17 protein-coding genes and 2 tRNA genes are annotated in these 20,308 nt (G+C 46.2%); 12 read left to right on the top strand and 7 right to left on the bottom strand.

Features of this window, described 5'->3' with window-relative positions; genetic code table 11:
• The first annotated feature begins 198 nt into the window (after positions 1 to 198).
• From ACYVAM_RS25400 to ACYVAM_RS25410, 3 genes are all read left to right on the top strand, one after another.
• Positions 199 to 1,143 (top strand): DUF2279 domain-containing protein, encoded by a 945-nt coding sequence (locus ACYVAM_RS25400; protein WP_461072336.1) that lies wholly within the window; start codon positions 199 to 201, stop codon positions 1,141 to 1,143.
• A 373-nt stretch (positions 1,144 to 1,516) separates the two neighbouring features.
• Entirely contained in the window at positions 1,517 to 1,693 is a 177-nt protein-coding gene (locus ACYVAM_RS25405) for a hypothetical protein (RefSeq protein WP_461072338.1), read from the top strand.
• Positions 1,694 to 1,756: 63 nt separating this feature from the next.
• A complete protein-coding gene (locus tag ACYVAM_RS25410) occupies positions 1,757 to 2,164 on the top strand; it encodes a DUF4332 domain-containing protein (protein ID WP_461072340.1) in 408 nt (135 codons plus the stop codon).
• Positions 2,165 to 2,250: 86 nt separating this feature from the next.
• On the opposite strand, the gene cdaA is transcribed toward ACYVAM_RS25410, so the two are convergent.
• The 7 genes from cdaA to ACYVAM_RS25445 form a co-directional block, all read right to left on the bottom strand.
• A complete protein-coding gene (gene cdaA / locus ACYVAM_RS25415) occupies positions 2,251 to 3,060 on the bottom strand; it encodes a diadenylate cyclase CdaA (RefSeq protein WP_461072342.1) in 810 nt (269 codons plus the stop codon).
• A 126-nt stretch (positions 3,061 to 3,186) separates the two neighbouring features.
• Positions 3,187 to 4,155, bottom strand: coding sequence for a ribonuclease Z (locus tag ACYVAM_RS25420; RefSeq protein ID WP_461072344.1), 969 nt, complete (start codon positions 4,153 to 4,155; stop codon positions 3,187 to 3,189).
• On the bottom strand, positions 4,148 to 4,564 hold the full coding sequence (locus tag ACYVAM_RS25425) for an STAS domain-containing protein (protein ID WP_461072346.1): 417 nt from the start codon (positions 4,562 to 4,564) through the stop codon (positions 4,148 to 4,150). The genes ACYVAM_RS25420 and ACYVAM_RS25425 overlap by 8 nt, the downstream gene beginning before the upstream one ends.
• 65 nt (positions 4,565 to 4,629) lie before the next feature.
• Entirely contained in the window at positions 4,630 to 5,571 is a 942-nt protein-coding gene (locus ACYVAM_RS25430; protein ID WP_461072347.1) for a phosphoribosylaminoimidazolesuccinocarboxamide synthase, read from the bottom strand.
• A gap of 154 nt (positions 5,572 to 5,725) precedes the next feature.
• A complete protein-coding gene (locus tag ACYVAM_RS25435) occupies positions 5,726 to 6,901 on the bottom strand; it encodes an acetyl-CoA C-acyltransferase (RefSeq protein WP_461072349.1) in 1,176 nt (391 codons plus the stop codon).
• A 22-nt stretch (positions 6,902 to 6,923) separates the two neighbouring features.
• Positions 6,924 to 7,616, bottom strand: coding sequence for a tetratricopeptide repeat protein (locus tag ACYVAM_RS25440; protein WP_461072351.1), 693 nt, complete (start codon positions 7,614 to 7,616; stop codon positions 6,924 to 6,926).
• A 50-nt stretch (positions 7,617 to 7,666) separates the two neighbouring features.
• A complete protein-coding gene (locus tag ACYVAM_RS25445) occupies positions 7,667 to 8,629 on the bottom strand; it encodes a vWA domain-containing protein (RefSeq protein WP_461072353.1) in 963 nt (320 codons plus the stop codon).
• A 168-nt stretch (positions 8,630 to 8,797) separates the two neighbouring features.
• On the opposite strand from ACYVAM_RS25445, the gene ACYVAM_RS25450 reads away from it, so the two are divergent.
• From ACYVAM_RS25450 to ACYVAM_RS25490, 9 genes are all read left to right on the top strand, one after another.
• Positions 8,798 to 8,884 (top strand) — tRNA-Ser (locus tag ACYVAM_RS25450).
• A 21-nt stretch (positions 8,885 to 8,905) separates the two neighbouring features.
• Positions 8,906 to 8,979: transfer RNA gene (locus ACYVAM_RS25455), tRNA-Pro, on the top strand.
• 462 nt (positions 8,980 to 9,441) lie between these two features.
• Positions 9,442 to 10,749 carry a GTPase-associated system all-helical protein GASH gene (locus ACYVAM_RS25460; RefSeq protein WP_461072355.1) on the top strand — a complete coding sequence of 436 codons (1,308 nt, stop codon included), beginning with the start codon at positions 9,442 to 9,444 and terminating at the stop codon, positions 10,747 to 10,749.
• Positions 10,750 to 10,757: 8 nt separating this feature from the next.
• A complete protein-coding gene (locus ACYVAM_RS25465) occupies positions 10,758 to 11,741 on the top strand; it encodes a TRAFAC clade GTPase domain-containing protein (RefSeq protein WP_461072357.1) in 984 nt (327 codons plus the stop codon).
• Positions 11,728 to 12,555 carry a TRAFAC clade GTPase domain-containing protein gene (locus ACYVAM_RS25470; RefSeq protein WP_461072359.1) on the top strand — a complete coding sequence of 276 codons (828 nt, stop codon included), beginning with the start codon at positions 11,728 to 11,730 and terminating at the stop codon, positions 12,553 to 12,555. The genes ACYVAM_RS25465 and ACYVAM_RS25470 overlap by 14 nt, the downstream gene beginning before the upstream one ends.
• Positions 12,552 to 15,041 (top strand): GAP1-N1 domain-containing protein, encoded by a 2,490-nt coding sequence (locus ACYVAM_RS25475; protein ID WP_461072361.1) that lies wholly within the window; start codon positions 12,552 to 12,554, stop codon positions 15,039 to 15,041. Before ACYVAM_RS25470 ends, ACYVAM_RS25475 begins: the two co-directional genes overlap by 4 nt.
• The gene (locus ACYVAM_RS25480; protein WP_461072363.1) at positions 15,038 to 16,066 is read left to right on the top strand and encodes a 5'-methylthioadenosine/S-adenosylhomocysteine nucleosidase family protein; all 1,029 of its coding nucleotides are present in this window, start codon (positions 15,038 to 15,040) and stop codon (positions 16,064 to 16,066) included. Before ACYVAM_RS25475 ends, ACYVAM_RS25480 begins: the two co-directional genes overlap by 4 nt.
• A 1,019-nt stretch (positions 16,067 to 17,085) precedes the next feature.
• A complete protein-coding gene (locus ACYVAM_RS25485) occupies positions 17,086 to 17,733 on the top strand; it encodes a hypothetical protein (RefSeq protein WP_461072365.1) in 648 nt (215 codons plus the stop codon).
• A 474-nt stretch (positions 17,734 to 18,207) separates the two neighbouring features.
• A complete protein-coding gene (locus ACYVAM_RS25490) occupies positions 18,208 to 19,251 on the top strand; it encodes a hypothetical protein (protein ID WP_461072367.1) in 1,044 nt (347 codons plus the stop codon).
• The last annotated feature ends 1,057 nt before the right edge of the window (positions 19,252 to 20,308 follow it).

Raw genomic sequence — 20,308 nt, forward strand, 5'->3', positions numbered from 1 at the left:
GGCGGGCAGGATGTTCCAAAACCATAGATTTACCTTTGTTTTATCCGTTTTTTTATCGTCTGGCTAGCTCGGATTTTTTTGTTAAAAGTCGATCGAGGGCTTGATCAGCGGCATATCTGGCAGATGTGCGTCGGGCAATATGACCCGATGACCTAATGAGGAAGTGGTCAACCCGCCTATTTTTAATAATTTTAGCCCATGAACTACCCGTTTCGTGCCTTTTTGGGACTCTGTTTAGGTATACTTCTTCTTGGTCAGTCAGTTGGGGCACAACCGTTGCCTGTCACGCCAGCGCTGCCAGAACCAACGGGTATCCGGCAAGGGCGCTTCATTGGTGTACTGGTTGGCACAGCCGCTTTTTATACCATTACACTGCTTATGCTGCGCAAGCAGTGGTACAAGAAAAAAGTCCCCTTTCATTCCTTTAATGACAATCGGGAGTGGCTACAGATGGATAAAGTTGGCCATGCGGCCACGGCTTATTGCATGAGTAGGGGTGGGTATGAGCTGATGCGATGGAGCGGGGTAAATGAACAAGCCAGTATTCTGACCGGGGGCTTGCTGGCCCTGTTATTTCAAACAACGCTGGAGGTGTATGATGGCCATTCGGAAGGATGGGGGTTTTCGAAAGGCGATATGCTGGCCAACGCTGCCGGAACGGCTTTATTTATGGGACAGCAATATGGGGCGGGGCAGCAGGTTGTGAGTTTAAAGTATGGATTTCGAAAAACGATTTTTCCGCCTTTTCGGCCCAACGTACTCGGCAAAACGACAGGGGTACAAATGCTGAAAGATTATAACGGCCAGCAGTACTGGCTTTCGGTTAATCTGGCGTCTATACTGCCCGTTGGCCCCTCATTTCCGCGCTGGTTGAATGTAGACGTGGGCTATAGTGGTAGTGGAATGATTGGTGGACACGAAAATCCACCGCTGGTCGATCGTGAAGGTCGCCCCATTAAGTTTGAGCGCTATCGTCAGTTTTTTATTTCGCCCGATGCCGATTTGTCCCGGATCAGCACCTTTTCGCCTTCCTTACAGCGGTTTATCGGAACCGCTCAGTTCTTTAAAATTGCGGCTCCTTCTGTAGAATTTAATCGGATAAATGGCGTTCGTTTCCATCCTTTTTTGCTGCCTAAGGAGTAATAAAAAACGCATTTATAAATTCGAATTTTTACATGTATGCTTAGCCTACAAATGACAGATATCACTTGTTGTCCAGTTAAATGAAATAGCCGTTTTCAGATGGCTATTGACTGACCTGTGAACTCTATTATACGCTCAGATCAGGGAGCTAAGTGCCTGATTAGTATGCTTAATTGGTGATGATGAAGGGCTTACTTAATCTATGCATGAATGATTAATACTAGTAAATAATCTACATGCAGTAAATCAGTAGCCTGGTTTACTTTGTATATTTGTATGTACTTTTAATCAAAACGGGTTTTTAGCTTCAGGAATAGAAGGCTATCGAAAATAATATTTCGTTTTTTTGGTAGAAATATATAAAGTTAGAAAGATGAAATTTGAAGACTATTTGCTTCAAAAGAAAATAAATGCCAGCCTGTTTCAGAGCGCTGAGCCAGACCGATACGCTGAATGGCAGAATGAATTTGTTCAGCTCCACCCGGAAAGCTTTACCGCTCAGAAGAAATTTCTTTTGAATGATACCCGAAGAAAGTACCTTGTTCGTTAAAAATGTATTGTGTGGCCTGAAGGTCGGGTCAAAGTTCACGTTAAAACTCAACTCCAGTCAAATATGAGCCTTACGTTAGGAGAACTACGTGGCATTACGGATGCCGTATTAAATGCCTTAAAAGGACAAGGCATCAGTGATAGTGATTCATTGCTCGAAGCTACCAGAACACCATCAGATCGTAAAGCGCTGGCTTCGGCAAGCGGTGTTGATGCAAAAATTATTTTGGAATTGGCTAATCGTGCCGATTTGGCCCGTGTAAAGGGAATTGGTCGTGTCTATAGCGACCTGATGGAAGAGGCTGGTGTTGATACCGTGAAGGAATTAGCTGAACGGGACCCTAAAAATCTGCATGCGAAATTGATTAAGATAAACAGTGTTCGGCAGTTCACACAGCGCCCACCCTCCGTAGAGCAGATTGGGGACTTTGTGGATCAGGCCAAAAACCTGACGTATATACTTGAGTATTAGCAAACACATTCCCGTATAATCGCTATTAACAAAGAAGGCCCGCCGTTTATCCGGATGGGCCTTTGCATTTGTCAATAAGGGAAGCGCTATCGACTTTTGGGTTCGCGCAGGTATTTTTCAAGCTGGTTTTCTAATTCGAGCTGGCTAAGGTTAGTAAATAACTCGCCATTGAGGGCCAATGACAAACGCCCGCTTTCCTCCGAAACGGCAATAACAGCCGCATCCGTCGCTTCGCTCATCCCCAGAGCAGCCCGATGACGAAACCCAAGGGAGGGCGGTAATTCATCATCTTCCGAAACGGGCAGGATACAGCGGGCGGCCCGGATTCGTCCCTCACTAATGATGACCGCTCCATCGTGTAATGGACTGTACTGGCTAAAAATAGCCAGCAAGAGCGGTTTCGATATATCGGCATCAATGACTTCGCCCGATGCCGCAAATTTTTCTAAATCATCGTTTTTCTGGAGCACCAGCAACCCTCCCGAAAACTCGGCACCTAGCGTTTTGCAGGTTTCCAGAATGGGCTTTAGCGAAGTCGTTGATTCTTCAGTAGCATCGAAATCGCGAAGCAGCCACCGTCGTAACCATCGGTTGCTGGACAGATTGGTCGATTTACCGATGAGTAACAAAAATCGCCGGATCTCGTGCTGGAAAATAATGATCAGGGCCAGTGCACCGACGCTGATGAAATATTCCAGAATGGTTGTCATTAGGTTGAGCCCCAATGCCTTGACGACCAGATAAGCCAGGTAAACCAGTAAATAACCGACAAATACCCGACTGGCAACGCTTCCACGAACGAGATTATAAATCTGGTAAATAAGAAGGGCTACCAGTCCAATGTCGAGTAAATCGAGCCAGCCGATATCTAAAAAACCCAGGCGAAATGCCAGCATGAATAAATGGATAAAGTTTAGGGGCTAAATATAGTCAGAAACCCGTCGAGGTAAGGCAAAGAAGTTATAAGTGGCTGACGATGTTTTATCACTATAAGTCCACCAGGTCGGTCGTTCCTTACGAGCTTACGGTTCTACAGGAGTCGTTTGCCCTTCGGTGGCCAGATAGGTTTCCGGGAAAATGGTACGGGCCTCGTCCAGAAATAAGTCGAACTGCTTATACCGCGATGAAAAGTGTCCGATCAATAACCGTCCGGCTCCCGCTTTAGCGGCAATCGTAGCGGCCTGTTTGGCGGTGGAATGATACACCTCGGCCGCCCGCTGGGCATTGTCCTCCAGAAATGTGGCTTCATGGTAAAGCAAACTAACGCCCTGCAATTGCGGCACTAGCTCTTCTACATAGCACGTATCTGAACAATAGGCGTAGGAGCGGGGAGGAGGTCCTGGTTCGGTATAGTCGGCGGCAGCATACAGAATTTCACCGTCGCTCCCCAGAATATCGTGACCCGCTTTTAGCTGTTTCAGGTAGGCAACCGGCACATCAGCCGGAAGTTTCTCCCGCAGCAAGTGGGGTTTGTGTGGTTTCTCCCGGAAAAGATAGCCTGAGCAATCGATTCGGTGCTGTAAGGGAATGGACTCGACCGTCAGTTGTGGATGGTCGAGCAAAAGAGCCGATTCATTGGGCTCAACCGCCTGAAAGTGAAGCCGGAATCCTAAATGTGAATTTGAAACCCGGAAGATCGTTGTCAGGACTTCATCCAGGCCACGCGGTCCGAAGAGGTAAAGATCTTCGGTTCGTCCTCCCAGGTTCAGGCTCGACAACAGGGGGGGCAGCCCAAAATAATGGTCACCGTGGAGATGGCTGATAAAGATATAACGGAGTCGGCTCGGCCGAATTCGCTGCTCAAGCAGGCGTAGCTGCGTGCCCTCCCCACAATCAATGAGCATATAGTCGCTCCCGATCGTGAGCAACTGGGCTGTCTGGTGAAGTCGCAGGGTGGGCGTAGCAGACCCGGCCCCTAAAATAGTTAGGGAAAAAGGCAGACTGGCGGGCCGTGCGTGTTCCGTTTCCTGATGGGTTTGTGAGTTAGGCATCGGCGTTACCGACGCTCCCCCCGATGTCATACTCGTCATCCTCTTCGCTCCGAAAATCGTTTTCCAATTCGTTCATAAACACGGCATCAACGGCTTCTTCAACGGTTGGCAGAATGGTTAGATCGCTGATGTTGGCACTGTCCAGAACAGAAATCAGGTCTTCGTTTTTCGTAACCAGAATCAATAGGCCAACTTCATTGATGCATTGCCTGTTGATTCGACGAATGGTTGTCAGACCGGCTTGGTCAACCGTTTGTACAGCAGCAACATCAACAATAATGTTGCTGTATCCTTCCCGAAATAGACTTCGACTTAACGTTTCGAACGGAGTCGATACCTCTTCCCCAAACTGACTTTCGGCTAACCGGATCAGGGCGAACTGTTCGTTTTTTTCGATTGTGTAATTCATGTATAGTCAATTTTGACTGATAACCCGGCCAAATTAGGCTAATGCTGTCCGGGGCGATCAATCGCTTATTTTAGAGTAATTGCCTGTACGATGTTCGCTTCAATACGTGCGAGTGGATCAGAAACGTCGGCGGGCCGAAACGGTTGCCCAGTAACTGTTTCGAACAACTCAATATAACGGGTTGTAATTTGATTGACCCATTCATCAGACATTGTTGGAATCTGCTGGCCGGTTTTGCCCTGAAAACCATTTGCAATTAGCCATTCTCTAACGAATTCCTTTGATAATTGTTTTTGAGCCTGGCCTGCCTGCTGCTGCTCCGCATAGGTGTCGGCATAAAAATAACGCGACGAGTCGGGCGTGTGCACTTCGTCAATCAGGTAAACCTTGTCATCCAGATTGCCAAACTCATATTTAGTATCGACCAGGATCAGTCCCCGTTCGGCAGCCATGGCTGTACCGCGCGCAAAAAGAGCCAGGGCGTATTTTTCCAGTTGACTGTACTCGCCCTCCGGCACGATACCCCGGCTTAAAATTTCTTCGCGGCTGATATCTTCATCATGCCCTTCGTGCGCTTTTGTTGAAGGCGTAATAATGGGCGCAGGCAACGGATCATTTTCGCGTAATCCTTCGGGTAAGGCCACCCCACAAAGCATTCGTTTGCCATCGCGGTATTCTCGCCAGGCATGGCCAGCCAAGTACCCGCGTACCACCATTTCAACGGCATACGGCTCGCATTTAAGACCAATACTTACATTGGGATCGGGAACCTCCAGGAGCCAGTTCGGAACGATATCGGCCGTCGCGCGCAGAAAGTAGGACGCTGTTTGATTAAGTACCTGACCTTTAAACGGAATGGGACGGGGCAACACCACATCGAAAGCCGAAATCCGGTCTGAGGCAATCATGACCAGTTTGTCAGGAAAGGAATAAACATCACGTACTTTGCCGCGATAAAAGGCCGTTTGGCCAGGAAATTGAAAATTGGTCTCCTGAATAGCGTTCATTTATATTTTGGATTGATGGCGTAAGGCTCTGGCCTTATGCTTACTATTATCCGGCCTCTGGCCGGAATACTTGATATAAAACATTACATGTTCCTACCGGCCAGCGGCCGGACAACAGTAGGCACAAGGCCAGAGCCTTGCGCCATCAACCTCATTACAATTTTTCAATCACCATAGCCGACGCACCACCACCGCCATTGCAAATACCGACGGCACCGAAGCGACCGCCGTTTTGGTGCAACACGTTGGTCAGGGTCGTTACAATTCGGGCTCCCGACGCACCCAGCGGATGCCCCATGGATACGGCACCACCCGATACGTTCAGTTTTGTTTGAGGAATTTCAAGTACTTTACTGAACGTAAGTGGGACAACCGAAAAAGCCTCGTTTATCTCAAAAAAATCAATATCATTAGCCGCCAAGCCAGCCCGTTGCAGCGCCAGGGGGACGGCCTTAGTAGGGGCCGTAGTAAACCATTGAGGTTCCTGTTCGGCATCCGCATACCCTAAAATCCGGGCCAGGGGTGTTAAACCCAGCTCCTCCGCTTTTTGCCGACTCATAACAACCAGCGCTGATGCGCCATCGCTGATCGGCGACGAACTGGCGGGTGTAACCGTGCCGTTGGGCGTGAAGGCGGGCTTCAGCGTTGGAATTTTGTCATAAATAACATTTTTATATTCTTCATCTTCGCTGATGGTCACGTTGCCCTTGCGTCCGGCTACGTCGACAGGAACGATTTCGGCACTAAACCGACCGCTTTCCGTGCTGGCTTCCGACCGGCGGTAGGATTGCACCGTAAACGCATCCTGTTCTTCTCGACTGATACCATAAGTCTCGGCCGTTTTATCGGCAAAAACACCCATCGCACACTGATCGTACACATCCACCAGTCCATCGCGGGCCAGGCCATCGACCAGTTCGGCATTGCCATATTTATAGCCAAAACGTGCTTTTGGGACGTAATAAGGGGTATTTGACATGCTTTCCATGCCGCCCGCCACGACTACATCGGCTTGTCCTAACTGAATAGCCTGAGCCGCCAGCATTATGGCTTTCGTGCCGGAGGCACAAACTTTATTGATGGTTGTACAGGGAATCGTTGCGGGCAAACCGGCCTTCAACGCAGCCTGTTTGGCAGGTGCTTGTCCAACATTAGCCGATACAACATTACCCATATAAACCTCCTGAACCTGATCTGGCTGGACGCCCGCACGGCTGAGCGCACCCCGAATGGCCGCAGCCCCCAGATCAGTCGCCGATAAGGTTGACAAAACCCCTCCGAAACCACCAATGGGTGTTCGAACAGCAGAAACAATTACGACTTCGTTCATAGTATAGTAGTAACACGAATGCCTACCACCGGTTCCCGGAAGTGGCTGGTTTTGTTGATCGTCGGGCTGATCGCGTCAAGGCATACGGCAAATCGTCGCCCTGCATCGCATCGAGGAGTTGAAGGGCTTGTTCTTCATTCAGATTCAGGCGTTGAAATCGGCGCAATAGTTCATCCTGCCGGGCCGACCGTTCTACTTGCTGCCCACCTGCCGGACGTGGTTTATCTACCTGTTTCGGTTTCTTATCGGCCGCTTTTGGTTTCGAGGTTGGGGATGGCTTTTTCCCGGAGTAATATTTCTTGACGAGTTCAAAGTTGTAGCGGGCTGATTCATTGTCGGCGTTTTCGAGCAAGGCCTGCCGAAATAACGAAAGAGCCGTTGCGCTGTCATGCTCCAAACAGGCAATAACGCCCAGTTGGGTAGCTGCTGCCGTGCGTAAATCGGGTCGGTCCGACTGAAGTAACGTCTCGTACTGGGGCTTCGCCTTTGTAAATTGATTCAATTTAAAAAAGGTATGGCCCAAATTCAATCGCACGGCCGGATCGATGGTGGTTGTGGTACGGCTTAGCGTAGCGTATAACGATAGCGCATGGACATACTGGCCTGCCTGATAAGCGGCCTGTGCTTCCTGGCGCATTTGATTATTTCGGGAAATCGGACTCACCGGCAGTAATTCGCTCCAGAGCAGCCAGGCGGTCATAAACAGGTAAATCATCAGGTGTTAACAGATGGCTGGCAAAAATAAGGCGAAATAGGGAGACCAACTCACAATCTAAAGGTTCGAATCGTTACAATTAGATCAAGTGCCATGAATATCAGCGCGGCTATCAGAAAATAATAATACTTATTTGTTGACACCGCCACGCGATGTTGGTCGATGACCCGCCCTTTTAACGAACGCAGAACCCCGGCCAGCTCGTTTACATAGAGTCCATTCGGATCGGCTTCAATGTATTGGCCCCGCCCATCGCGGACGAGTTCCTGTAAAAATGATCGGTTGAGTCGACTGCGAACAATTTGATGGTTCTCGTCCCGCACAAAATCGCGCCCCATTTTAATCGATGCGCCCGTTTCTGTACCCACACCAACGGCTATCAGGGGCAGGCCAAAGGATCTCAGGCGAGCCAGCTCGCTGCGCTCGCAGGGGCCGAAGTTTTCCCCATCACTAAAAAGGACGATGGCTCTCACACTTTGATGGGTCGACGAATCGGTCAGGAGTTTTTGGCGGGCTAGTTCAATAGCATTGCATAAATCTGTACCACCCGTGAGCGAAGCGCTTGTATGCACCTCGCGCATCAATTGTTTGAGCGCGTCATGATCGGCCGTTAGGGGCGACAGCACGAACGACTCCTGAGTGGCCATAATCAGGCCAAATCGGTCGGCGGGCAGCGTATCACACAACTGTTGAATATCGTATTTGACCCGTTCGAGCCTCGTGGGAACGACATCGCCCGCATCCATGGAACGTGAAATATCGACGAGTAGAAACGTATCGTGGCCACTCGTCAGCAGATTATCTTCAGCTTCACCAAAAGAGGGCCCCAGCAGGACAATAAGTAACAGCGTCAAATAAATGCCACGCAGAAAAAACTTGGGGACAACGCCCCAGGCGGCTGTATTTAATTGGCGGGCCAGCCGAAATGTACGCCAAACATACAGTGTATAGAGGCCAATAAAGAGGCTAATAAAAATAAATTCGGTGCTGGAAAATGAATAAAGCCAGTTCATTTGGAAGAGTATCAGCCTGACGATGAGTTAAATCGCTCGACCGGGATAAGCGTCAGGAAGGGCGAAATTAGCGATTAAAAAAAGATTTTTTGGTTAACCTCTTGCTGAGAACGAATTCTTGCCTTACCTTTGTGTCCCAATCAATCAGGAAGAGATTTGATTGGCTTCGGAGAGATGCCTGAGTGGCCGAAAGGAACAGTTTGCTAAACTGTCGTACTGGTAACGGTACCGAGGGTTCGAATCCCTCTCTCTCCGCTGAGTGAAAGAATATCTCTTCGGGGTGTAGCGTAGCCCGGTATCGCGCCTGCTTTGGGAGCAGGAGGTCGTAGGTTCGAATCCTGCCACCCCGACATTGAAAATCAGCCAGTTAGCTAAATCGCTATCTGGCTTTTTTTATGTGGTTTACACTCTGGTTTACACAAGTTGAATATTCTTAGTGTATGTCTTGACACTACTCAATAACTGTCAGAGCTGGGAAAGATTTTGAAGAGGTATACATAATCAACGTAATAAGTATTGATTCGCCGATCATCGCTTGAGACGGGCGTTTTATGCGACAGATTGTTTTAATACCTGCAAATTACTATCCGTACCATACGCACCTGTATGTCTTTAAGTAAAAGTCGACACACAGGTGCGTATAGTGATAAGATTTGTAGCTCATTTAGAGCACGAGTGATAAACAAAAAATAGGTCGGATTTTGGATCGAAATGAATGGCCCTATCAAATAGACAACTATAGTGTATATAATTTTTTGACATATAAACTATAGTTGCCTGCATGTTGAATTACTACAAGAAACCATACCGAAATGACTGAATCAATACTTCAAGCTTACCTTAACGAACAGCACATTAAAACTGGTGTTCAAGAAAATGTTGAAAACCTGAAAAAGGCCGTAAAGGAAATCAGTATTCACCTTACGAAAAGTAAGGGAAGGGCAGAACTAATACCCTTTACGCTTGTTGCCCTCGACCCTAAGGTGAAAGACAACGACCCAGTAGTACGACAGGTGGAGGAAATCATCATCAAAAAGTGGCCTGCTTTTAAAAACAGTGTGACTGCCACTCAAGATAAATCCACTACATACGTTCGGGCAGTGATCCTGGAATCGCTAAGCCAATTGTCGAATGATGATACGGACACTACAGCATTGGTTTGGCTGACAGCCCGTGATGTGATCGAATATTACCAACTGGGCTCGGAAAAAAGCGTAATCAGCGGTCTACTTCAGGTGCTAGCCGACCGAACGGAAGAAAATGGGCAGGCCACTTGGGGTATTAGTCGAAAACTTCAGGAAAATAAAATAAGAGCAGAAGAAATTTTGATCCAGGGAGTAGATGAGGTTAAACTAGATGAAAAAGTTCTAAAGCAGCGCTTACTGGATGCGATGGTTCACTCTGGATACAGTGCAAATGCCGGGGGAGGGAAAAACCCTTATTCTCCAAATGGTTATGATTGGCAGTGGAGCCAATTTATGGCCGAACAGTCAGCAATCGGAATTACAGAAGCCGTGAACTCTGCCTTATCCCGACAATCAAAATCTCTTTCTGCCATCACTTCTTTGATTCAAAAAAGCCTCGATTCCTATATTGCCCGACTTCAACCTTTTTTTGAAGAGTTGAATAAGGCTTTCGTCAATAGTATCACCGCCAACAACAAGCGCACTGAGCTCCTTTGGTGGAAGCAATCGCTGTATTCCCGTTCACTGAATACCAGCTACCGCAGCTTAGACCCATTGAACGCGGCTGTTGCTATGGCGCTCGATCTTGCTGAACAGGTGGTGGCTATCTACCCGGAAAGTGTGGATTACCTGCTTCGTGAAACATTGAAAGACGTGCATAGAGAGCAAGCAGAGGAAGAACGCTTATTCACCGAATGGCTAATAGATTGCAGTAACCTGCACAAGGACATTCAACCAACTTTGAACCAATATGCCTCGGGAGGAAACGCACGCAAACCCTTGCTCAGTGCATGGGCTAATGTTGTGCAGTCTGGTGAAGCCACCGGATTTTTTACAGAAACGGGTATTGACAAAACCGCCAAGCTGACAGTGTCCGATCTGGCGGTGTGGTTATTTCATGGGTTGCAAGCGCATAAACTGTCAATCGCTAAATAAGGCAGGACATGGCAAAGCGAAAATGTAGCAAAGAGGGTTGCTATGCACCTGACGGTTTTTGTCTTGAACTAGCTGGCCCACTTCACGAGCAATGTCCGTATTTTGAAAATTCAGGAGCCGTAGAAGCACCTGCCAAAACGGCTAAAAAGTCAGCAGCGGCTACGTCCATTCCGTGGACGGGAGAATGGTTGCGACCCGAACAGCTCGACCTTCTAACGCATCGAGGTACACCTAAAATTATCGGTTTGGTAGGATCGTCTGGGGCGGGAAAAACCACCTACCTAGCCATGCTGTACTCACTGTTGTTCAACGGCAAGCGCATCGAAAACTGGGATTTTGCTGGAAGTTATACACTGAACGGATGGGAATTGCAGGCCAAAACGTTGCAGGTACAAGAAAATGGCACGGTACGAAATCCCGATGCCACGCCTTCTGACAAGGATTTTTATAGCCTGTATCACTTTGCGCTGCGCCACGACGGCTTCTTACATGACGTTTTATTTGCCGACTCATCGGGCGAAGTATTCTCAAAATGGGCGGACAACGTGAATGACCCGGCTGCTGAGAATGCCCGTTGGATCTATGACAACGCCCATGCGTTCCTGTTGTTTGTAGACTGCGAGGCTATTATCAACCAACGGGGTAGGGCGGGGCGCGACATAATTCAATTAGCCGAACAGGTGAAAAGCGGACTGCGAGGCAGACCGGTGGTGATCGTATGGTCGAAAGCCGACCTAGCCGAACAGATGCGTGAAAACATTGTGGAAACCATCAAACGAAGCATGTCCGAAAACTTTCCCGCAGCCCTTTCACTGGAGATCAGTAATTATTCGAAGTCCGACTCCGACCAGCTTTGTCACATTAATAATATAGGCATAACTAAAATAGTACTCGATCAACTGGCCAACCTGCACCCCCTGCACATCGCACCCGCAGCCATTCAAACAGATGATTTTTTCTTTTTATACCGAGGCAGCTATGGTAACAAATAACGAGATATTGATCATTGGGCCACCTGGATCGGGGAAGACCACCTTTCTGGCTCAATTATACGGTCGCTTAGTTGGTAAAAAAGGAAAGTTGCATTTGGCTTTCGCACCTGAAAATATCGATGGCATCAAAAGCGCCTACAATCGTTTAGCTGACGGGATAGAAACAGAACCGACTTCTCATACCGATAATTTGGAGGTCAAAATTCCGGTCATTCACGAAGGGCAGGAGTTTGTGTTGCATTGCAAAGATTATGGTGGGGAGCAGGTACGCGATCTTGTGGCCATGATGGAATACGACAAAACGTGGATTGAACGGGCGAGAACCAACGATCGGTGGATTCTCTTCATTCGCCCGTCTGAAATTGAACACCGCTTCGACTTGAGTAAAAAGGGGTATGCTGTAAAAGACCAAAACGAAACAAAGGCTCCATTGTCCGGCACATCCGATCAGGCCCGGTTTATCGAGTTATTACAAGTGCTGCTGCACGCACGCGGCACAGGCATGAAAGACCCCATCGATACCCCACGGTTACTCATTGCGTTAACCTGTTGGGACGAATTGAACACCGATTTGAGACCGGAAGAAATCTTGCAGCAGAAGATGCCGCTGTTCGCCAATTTCCTCCTAGCCAACTGGTTGCCAGGAGCCTTCAATATAGTTGGAGTATCCGCTCAGGAATTTCCGCTGAAAACTGATGAGGCCCGCGACAAATACCTAGACGAGATGCCTCAAAATTTCGGTTATCTGGTATTGGACGATAGTCCGAGGGAGAAAGACCTGACCCGTCTGATCGAGAAAGCCTTGAGTCTATGATAGTTATTCATCAAGCTATATACGGAGAAGTACAGGGGAAAACCTCTGGGCATGATCTACTGGCTGCTTCCGATGGAAAAAACGAGCTGTTTAGACGCGTTAGCGGCTACACCGATCTGGCCGATCGACCTGAAGGAGGGGTTTTGTCTGGCCCGGTGGTACGAGGTTTCTTCGCCGAAGATCATTTTCTGCTGATTAAAACATTTCCTGACAAAAGTCCAGGGCTGCGTTCCGGGCGAGTATTTTCGCACGCTCTGTTCATTCCAAAAGCGGACCTGCACCGAGTGCATAATCTCAGTGACTTGTTTCAATATCACCTGCCTAGCATTAAGAAAGAAGCAGAAATGCACCTCTTGGAGTACCACTTGCAGGAGGCTGTGGCGACAACTGGAGATGTTGACGGAAGGGAAGTAACTGCTACAAATGCCTTGCTGCAAAACCACCCATTCGTTTGGTTGGGGGAGGAAGGCTACTGGCAATGGATAGCACGGATCTGGCCCCAATTACCGTTGGAGGTAAAGCAAAAGCTGAAAATCGGAGTGGCATTTGGGCCCTCTTATGCCAAAAATGGATACCTCAACCTGCTCTACATTCCCGAAGCTGCTAAAACTCTGTGGGGACGGCATTCCATTCGAATTATTGATTCAAGAGAAACTGAAACCCCGCAATCTGCAGCCGCACACTGGCTGATGGGAAATACCAAGGAAGCCGCACCTTTTCAATTTTTGATTGACGATTTTGCCCCGAAAATCGAATCGATTGAAAAGCTTAACCAGCTTCAGGATTATGGCAGGACTTACCACCAGATTGACAAGAGTCCAGCACTAAACCATTTATTGGTAATGGCACATTTTATTTCCCAGGTTAGTCCCAATGAAAAGGTTGGCATCAAAGGCAAAAACAGGTTGTTGAATGCAATTATTCAAGCCATTCCTAATGCTCCGGTAAATTTGTTTACGGCTCTTACTTACCAGACCTGGAAAGGATTCCCGGATGCAATACCTGCCGCTTCGAATGCGGTGCGTGGTTGGCTTACCAACCATCTGCTTCAAGATAGCCAAACAAAAAAAAGCGGTATTGTGCTGGTAAAAGCACTCGAAGCTGAAACGAAAAATTGGTGGGTTAACACAGTCTTGGACTATACGAATAACCGGCTGAAAAAACGACAATCGAGCGATGCCACTATTTTGTGGCAATGGATGAAAAATGAACCTGTGTTGAGCTATCGACACACTGCCTGGCTGCCGGATGATGCTGAAAACGAGCTGGCCTTAAAAATCCCAACGCTTGAAACATCAGTAGCCAAAGCAGTGGTGCATATGGCAGAACAAAAGGGTTGGCTTTTGCTACATGCGAAAGTGGCAGTACAGTGTTATTCTGCTGAAAAGGCCATTGAAGCACAATTGCGTATAGACACGGACGAAGAGTATACTATAGCTTTAGAAGCCTTATCAGACAGCATGGGAGGAAGTTCTTTTGTGCCTGTAGCAGCTAGTCATACCGATGCCCGCTTACACCGGATCGCTGGAAAATTAATTGCCGATAACAATAAGTTATTAAAGGGCCTAGACATTACTAGCGAAGGTTGGCAGCAATGCTGGAAAGCGGCCATTGAACAAGGTAGTGATGTGTGGTCGGGTATTTCCAACCCACAGCATACCCAGTTTGACATTCTCGATCACCTGCTGGCTGGGAATGCATTTAATGAAACTCTGTTAAACGCCATGAGCACCGGCAAGTATAGCAACCTGAAAGACTACCCTCAGCGGGCGTTCATCTGGCCTAATCTCCCCGAGAAAGTCCGTTATGGATTCGTTACCGCAACGCTTGTTGAGCTAATTGATGATCTCGCCAATAGCAGATCAAGTTACAATGACCTTGAAGTTGAGTTAAAAAGGGAAGTGGAATCGCCACAAGTGCAACAAGATGTTGTTAGCAGCAAAACCATTCCACTCACCAAGAAACTACGGCTATTCAATGTACTGCCCGGTTTGGAAGAAAAATATGCAGAGCAGTTGATACAGAACCATCACTTTTCAATATTAGAAGCGGAGGAACTTGGTCGGCTGGTTTCTAAAAACAGATGGAATAAAGTACTTGACCAATTATATAATAATCGCTCTTATAGAAAGGACTTGGTTCCGGCTTTGCTACAAGCGATCCACTTACTCGGGTTCCGCCAACGGCTCAAACTATCTGTCAGCGGATTGAAACGAGATGCTATCAGTTCTGAAGAATGGTGGCATGAGTTTTTGGAAATTGCATCTAAACTGTTTCCCGCTGGGCCAGAACAAGATGGTCTTTGGGAAAGTGCAGGGGGAGACCTATCGCAACTTCATAAATTCGGCTCTGGTCGTGAAAAGTGGAACATTGCTGTTCGAATATTGCGTAATAGTGAATTACCCACCGTAAAAAAGCTAGTCAGAAGAATGCGGGAAGCTTATGCCAACAATGAAACATTAGAGAATTTACAAGAATTTCTATGAAGAAACCAATCCTCGTTCTCACAGCACTGGAAGTAGAGCGTCTCGCAATCGAGCAGCATTTAGAAAATATTGAGCCGGTAACACATCCTGAAACCGGCACCGACTATATCAAAGGCACTTATAGCTGCAACGGTGAAACCCTTGATGTGATCGTTGCCCGTACAGATCAAACCAACGTGAATGCCGCCATTGAAACCGAACGCGCCATCGCCCATTTTAATCCAGAGTACGTCTTTTTTGCAGGTGTAGCTGGTGGGTTGAAGGATGTAAAAGTTGGAGACATTGTCATTGGTCGGGATGTTTACGGTTACGAGCGTGGAAAGGCGGAAGGGAACAATTTTAAGCCTCGGCCACAATTTGGGGCTTCCACTTATTCGTTGGAAAGGTTGTCCGGTCAGTATGCAAAAAGCGAGGCTTGGAAACAAACAGCGGAGGTGCTCTTGAACCCAGAATTTGCTCCCGTCATTAGCACTTACACCGGCACCATTGCTTCTGGTGAAAAGGTAGATGCTTCCATTAAATCAGCCCTTCATAAATTTCTTAAACAAAACGCTAGCCATGCACTCGCCATTGAAATGGAAGGTCTCGGTTTTCTAGAAGTCTGCCGCATGCGACCTATGGTTAAAACCCTGCTGCTTCGCGGAATCTCCGATCTTGTGGACAATAAAGGTTCAATGGACGACAAAGGCTCCCAACCATACGCATCGGCCAACGTTGCCGCCTTCCTGTTCGGACTGTTGGGGCAACTGGATTTTTCAGATGCCGCTACTGCTCGTACCCGAGAGCAAAAGCTAGTTGAAATTATGTGTAAACTTTATCCAGGAGGATTGCGAGATAATCAAATATGGATAGCGGCAGGTGGGAGTTTATCTTTAGTTAATCTAGGCCAATCTGGTAAGGGACAGTGGGTCGAAGCTATTCGAATTTTAAAGTTAGGTGGAGGAGGTAATATAACTATTGACAGTTTGATTGAAACTGTTGCCGAAGAGTATGGCGAGAATGAAGATGTAAAGAAGTTACTGTAAGTGCATGATAATAACTGGAGTTGACAATTGTTAAAAATAATTGTTTCATAAAATGCCCAATTAAAACGTTAGTCATTTTACTAGCCAACTCAGTCGGCTTTAGCCTGGGGCTAGTAAGGTGACGCCTTGGTCTCAAGCCATTTCGATAAAGTCTCAATCTTAACCAACTACTACGTCAAACTTAGTTGAGCTTTGTGTAGTTGATCTCCTATCGTCTAAATATTCTTTCTTTAGAGGTGGGCCAACAAATTGGTAAGGGCAATCTGTGTTAGTTTTTTATTCTATGGCCAGAAAATCTCTCCTTATAAAGCGCTTTATACTGTTCAACACCTAAGGTCCAAACGCTCCACCAACCCTTGCGTTGGGTGCATCATCAGCTATTTTTATAACTATAACGTTTCCATCTTTACTAAATCTCCATCGATAGTTCGTCGTCTGAAAAAAGTTGGCTCATAACTCAGGTGGGTGGCTAAAGAGTAGACGTTGATTCGCAAGATAAAAATTTGAGATTAATCGAAGCTTGAATTGACGCAATTGTTAGACGTTCGGTGACCGTCATTAAAAAAGGGCGTTTTAAGGGGCTTTATAATAAGATGATGGTAATTATAGTATGAAGCTTGTCATTCTATTGCCAAACAGTTTTCTTTACTGTTGAGAATCAGATTAACCGAATGAAACGTAAAAAATACGGAAATAGTAACGGTTAACCACTAATCATTTAGGCAACAATATTTCCGCAAGATCGCGCCCAAAAATATGTTGGGTGTTCCCAAACAGTCTGTAACGTAGCGGTGGGCTCGCGTGCGACAATGGAGCCGTCTCAGCGGCCGTTTAGAGGCTCGTTAGGCGGCTTTGGTCGACACGAGAAACGTCCCGAATGGGCGGATTTAGGTCTCTATATTCGGGCCTCGATTGACAAGACGAACGCCTTGTTTGTTGAGGTTTGACAGGTTGGGATGTCCTTGTTCGACAGGGGTAAAACAAACAATTAATAATTTCCACTCTACAATCTTACAGTTATGGATGTTCCAAAAGCGTCTGCTCAAGACTATGCTATCAAACTAACCAAAGGTGCTTTAGGAGCAATTCCATTTGCAGGGGGGCTATTAGGTGAACTATTAGAAATGGTTATAGTACCGAAACAGCAAAAAAAGCTCGAAGAATGGTTTGAATATGTTGAGAATACTTTAACCGAAATTACAGAAAAAGGGCAGCTTACAAAAGAAGATATTTTTAATGACGATGAATTTATTTCTGTATTTCAAAAATCTTCACGTATTTATGTAAATAATGTTGAAGCACATAAGCGGTCCATCTTACAGTCATATCTAAAAGCGGCAATTACAAAGCCCCTTCCGCTTGACAAAAAATTAATTTACCTTGATATTATTGATAAGCTAACAGAACACCAAATTTTAATTTTAAAAGACATATATGATAATGAGAAAAGTGAAAATTATTTATTTAAAATAGCCCTTGAAAAGCAGTTAGTTGACAAATTTGCGGAAGGCAATAAGAATTATTTGAATCTATTAATAAAAGGACTAAAAGACTTTCATTTGATAGGGTATGGCAGCGCAAATGTCGTTATTGACGGAGTAAATCAATGGCATATGGTAACGAGCGAAATTGCAAAAGAATATATAGATTATTTAACAGCTGAGTAAACTTGTGTCAGCACATTTTATTTACATAATTCGCTCCGTGTAGGGCCGCTTCCTATCGACAGTGTGCTCACCAGTAAGGAGGCCAGCAGCCCAACAGACAGAGGGTGTAAAAGGTGGGAGTTTCGTTTGTTGAGTGGATTTGCGAGCTACTCCATCAGCCCTTTAGGGTGTTGGGTGATGCAACAAGAAGAAAAGCATGTTCGCGGGCTTCGGTCGACAGGCCACACGGCTCGACAGGGTAGCCTTTTTTGCTCGTCAGGCAGCTGCCGGTTGACACGAGAATCGCCCAGCCGGACGGGCTTTTTCAGGCTCGTTTGCCTCGTAGTGTGCGACAAAATAGCCGCTTAGAAAGGCAGTTTATAGTGCTTGAGCATGTGTGTCAGCGGCTCAGCATTGAAGGATTTTAGAAAACTACAGATTGATCAAAGAACAATCTGTGCTACAAAGATTGTTAACAAATAATTAATCTAGCATATGTCAAAGGCAAATAAACAGGCTCCAGATCCAACTCTCATAGAGTACAATAAAGGAGTAAGTTATCTAAAAGGAATTAGTAGAATCAGCGATTGTTTCTATCATAAGAAGGAAGAATGTTCAGGTCCTATTAAGCAGGCTCATAGTTTGCAGAGGAATGGACGGCTATCGGTAATTGAGGGTGAAGTGAATGGAGAAAATAAATTATATACTTTCACTAGTTCTACCCCAAACGAACATGGCGTGTTCGGTGACTTAAAGCCTATCGGAAAGGCAGTTGCATCAACGTTTTTTGGTTTCTGCGATCATCATGATACTGTGTTGTTTTCTGATATTGAAAATTTTCCTTATGACGACAGCGACAAGCATAATTTTCTACACTCTTATCGTTCTTTCGCTCACACGTATCATACGCGAAAGGAAGGTCTGAAAGGATTTATGAATCAGGAGAAGTATAAGACACCTTATCACGATCAGAGAATTAGAGGATACGAAATGAGTTTGTTGGATGCAGAGCGGTCAAAAATTAAACTCGACCGAATGATTGAAACGCAGTCTTATAGCGAACTGGAATACTTAGTTCATATTATTGGCCGCGCGCATCCAGTTGCTTGTGCCAGTATTATAACTCCTACTTACTATTACAATGACGAGTTGTTCAACTTCAACGATGATGAGACGATTCCTTATTCTGACATTATGCTAACAGTGCTACCTGACAAAAATCAGACACTAATCATAATGGCATGTTTCCCAGATGATACTTCTGGTATCAAATTTCTAGACCAACTAAATTCCTTACCACATATTAAGTTGGAGCGTGCTATATCATCATTAATGATTTCATGCGTGGAAAATACTTTCTTCGCGCCAGCGTTGTGGAATGCTTTGGGGCCGCAAGGGCAGAAAATATTGTTATCCGAACTCGAGTATAACTTGATGGAACATGCTTCGCCTGACTTTTCGTTAAGTGGCTTTTATCACAGCAAAACAAATTTCTTTGATCCAAAACTATCAATTAAACGACTGGGGATTAATTCGTAATGATACTTTCCCGCTTTCATGATGTCTGCTTCGCTGTGGGGTAGCTGCCGGGTGACAGGGAGCACGTCCCCAAGGAGAGTCAGCAGCCTAACCAAACGAGGGTGTAAAGGTCTGAGCTATATTTGTTTCAGTTATGTTGTGACGCATTCCATCAACCCTCGTGGTCGCTGGGTGAAGCAAACAGCCAATAACGTAGTGGTCAGGTCGTATGCGGCAGGGGGCACGTCCCCTAACAAAGCGGTTTAGCTCGTTATGCGGCTCCTGTAGACACAAGAAACGCTCCAGTTGGGCTGTTTGTGGTTCGTTAGGCAGCTTCCGGCTAACATAATACACTTTCGATACGGATGACCAAAATGCTCCAGAATCTCAACGCAGGCGTTGTGCTCTTGGTCAACATATTTGTCATGTTGGCCTTCATGAAATATAATTCATCTGTTTGTGAAGGAGGATTCAGTGGAGGTGAGTGTGTCAAACAGAAAGACAATTTCTTATTTTTCATCCAGGTAGCCGTTAACATTGCTTTCGTAGCTTTTTATCTTGCCGTCGTGAATAAAAGGAAGTGGTTGATGCTTATACTCAGCATGGTATTAACAATTTTCTTTTATCTCGTCGCAGCTACTCTGCACAGTTTTTTACAAGGATAGCTCTCCATCGACAGCACTCTCGTCTCGTAGGAAGGTTTGCTGCCCAACCGAGAAAGGGTGTAAAGGTGTCAGCTATGTTTGTTTAGGTAAGTAACTCGCTTGCTATCAGCCCTTTCGAGCGTTGGGAGTATCCAATTGCTAATTATGTATAGATCGACAGCTAGCGAGGTTCCTACTTTCTCTTCTCTTTCTAACCACCTCTCATTAAAGCGCTTCAATAAAAGCAGTCATTTAACTGGTCAACACAGTCGATATTAGCCAGAGTATAGCAAGGTGACGTCGTAACTGTACGTCGTCAAATGAAAGTGGACAAAAGGGGTGAAAATGAGAAGAGACAATTTCCTAAATTGTTTCACTCAAATCACCTTGGTTATGTCCAATTCAGCCAAAAAATCCCCTTCTAGTCGTTCCAA

This window comes from Spirosoma horti (assembly GCF_054776595.1).

What these genes read in the sequence shown, in the direction of transcription:
- ACYVAM_RS25440 (WP_461072351.1), bottom strand. Translation starts at nt 7,616, where the DNA reads ATGATTTACCTGTTTATGACCGCCTGGCTGCTCTGGAGCGAATTACTG.
- ACYVAM_RS25490 (WP_461072367.1), top strand. Translation starts at nt 18,208, where the DNA reads ATGTCAAAGGCAAATAAACAGGCTCCAGATCCAACTCTCATAGAGTAC.
- ACYVAM_RS25430 (WP_461072347.1), bottom strand. Translation starts at nt 5,571, where the DNA reads ATGAACGCTATTCAGGAGACCAATTTTCAATTTCCTGGCCAAACGGCC.
- ACYVAM_RS25475 (WP_461072361.1), top strand. Translation starts at nt 12,552, where the DNA reads ATGATAGTTATTCATCAAGCTATATACGGAGAAGTACAGGGGAAAACC.
- ACYVAM_RS25410 (WP_461072340.1), top strand. Translation starts at nt 1,757, where the DNA reads ATGAGCCTTACGTTAGGAGAACTACGTGGCATTACGGATGCCGTATTA.
- ACYVAM_RS25480 (WP_461072363.1), top strand. Translation starts at nt 15,038, where the DNA reads ATGAAGAAACCAATCCTCGTTCTCACAGCACTGGAAGTAGAGCGTCTC.
- ACYVAM_RS25460 (WP_461072355.1), top strand. Translation starts at nt 9,442, where the DNA reads ATGACTGAATCAATACTTCAAGCTTACCTTAACGAACAGCACATTAAA.
- ACYVAM_RS25470 (WP_461072359.1), top strand. Translation starts at nt 11,728, where the DNA reads ATGGTAACAAATAACGAGATATTGATCATTGGGCCACCTGGATCGGGG.
- ACYVAM_RS25420 (WP_461072344.1), bottom strand. Translation starts at nt 4,155, where the DNA reads ATGCCTAACTCACAAACCCATCAGGAAACGGAACACGCACGGCCCGCC.
- ACYVAM_RS25425 (WP_461072346.1), bottom strand. Translation starts at nt 4,564, where the DNA reads ATGAATTACACAATCGAAAAAAACGAACAGTTCGCCCTGATCCGGTTA.
- cdaA (WP_461072342.1), bottom strand. Translation starts at nt 3,060, where the DNA reads ATGCTGGCATTTCGCCTGGGTTTTTTAGATATCGGCTGGCTCGATTTA.
- ACYVAM_RS25400 (WP_461072336.1), top strand. Translation starts at nt 199, where the DNA reads ATGAACTACCCGTTTCGTGCCTTTTTGGGACTCTGTTTAGGTATACTT.
- ACYVAM_RS25465 (WP_461072357.1), top strand. Translation starts at nt 10,758, where the DNA reads ATGGCAAAGCGAAAATGTAGCAAAGAGGGTTGCTATGCACCTGACGGT.
- ACYVAM_RS25445 (WP_461072353.1), bottom strand. Translation starts at nt 8,629, where the DNA reads ATGAACTGGCTTTATTCATTTTCCAGCACCGAATTTATTTTTATTAGC.
- ACYVAM_RS25485 (WP_461072365.1), top strand. Translation starts at nt 17,086, where the DNA reads ATGGATGTTCCAAAAGCGTCTGCTCAAGACTATGCTATCAAACTAACC.
- ACYVAM_RS25435 (WP_461072349.1), bottom strand. Translation starts at nt 6,901, where the DNA reads ATGAACGAAGTCGTAATTGTTTCTGCTGTTCGAACACCCATTGGTGGT.
- ACYVAM_RS25405 (WP_461072338.1), top strand. Translation starts at nt 1,517, where the DNA reads ATGAAATTTGAAGACTATTTGCTTCAAAAGAAAATAAATGCCAGCCTG.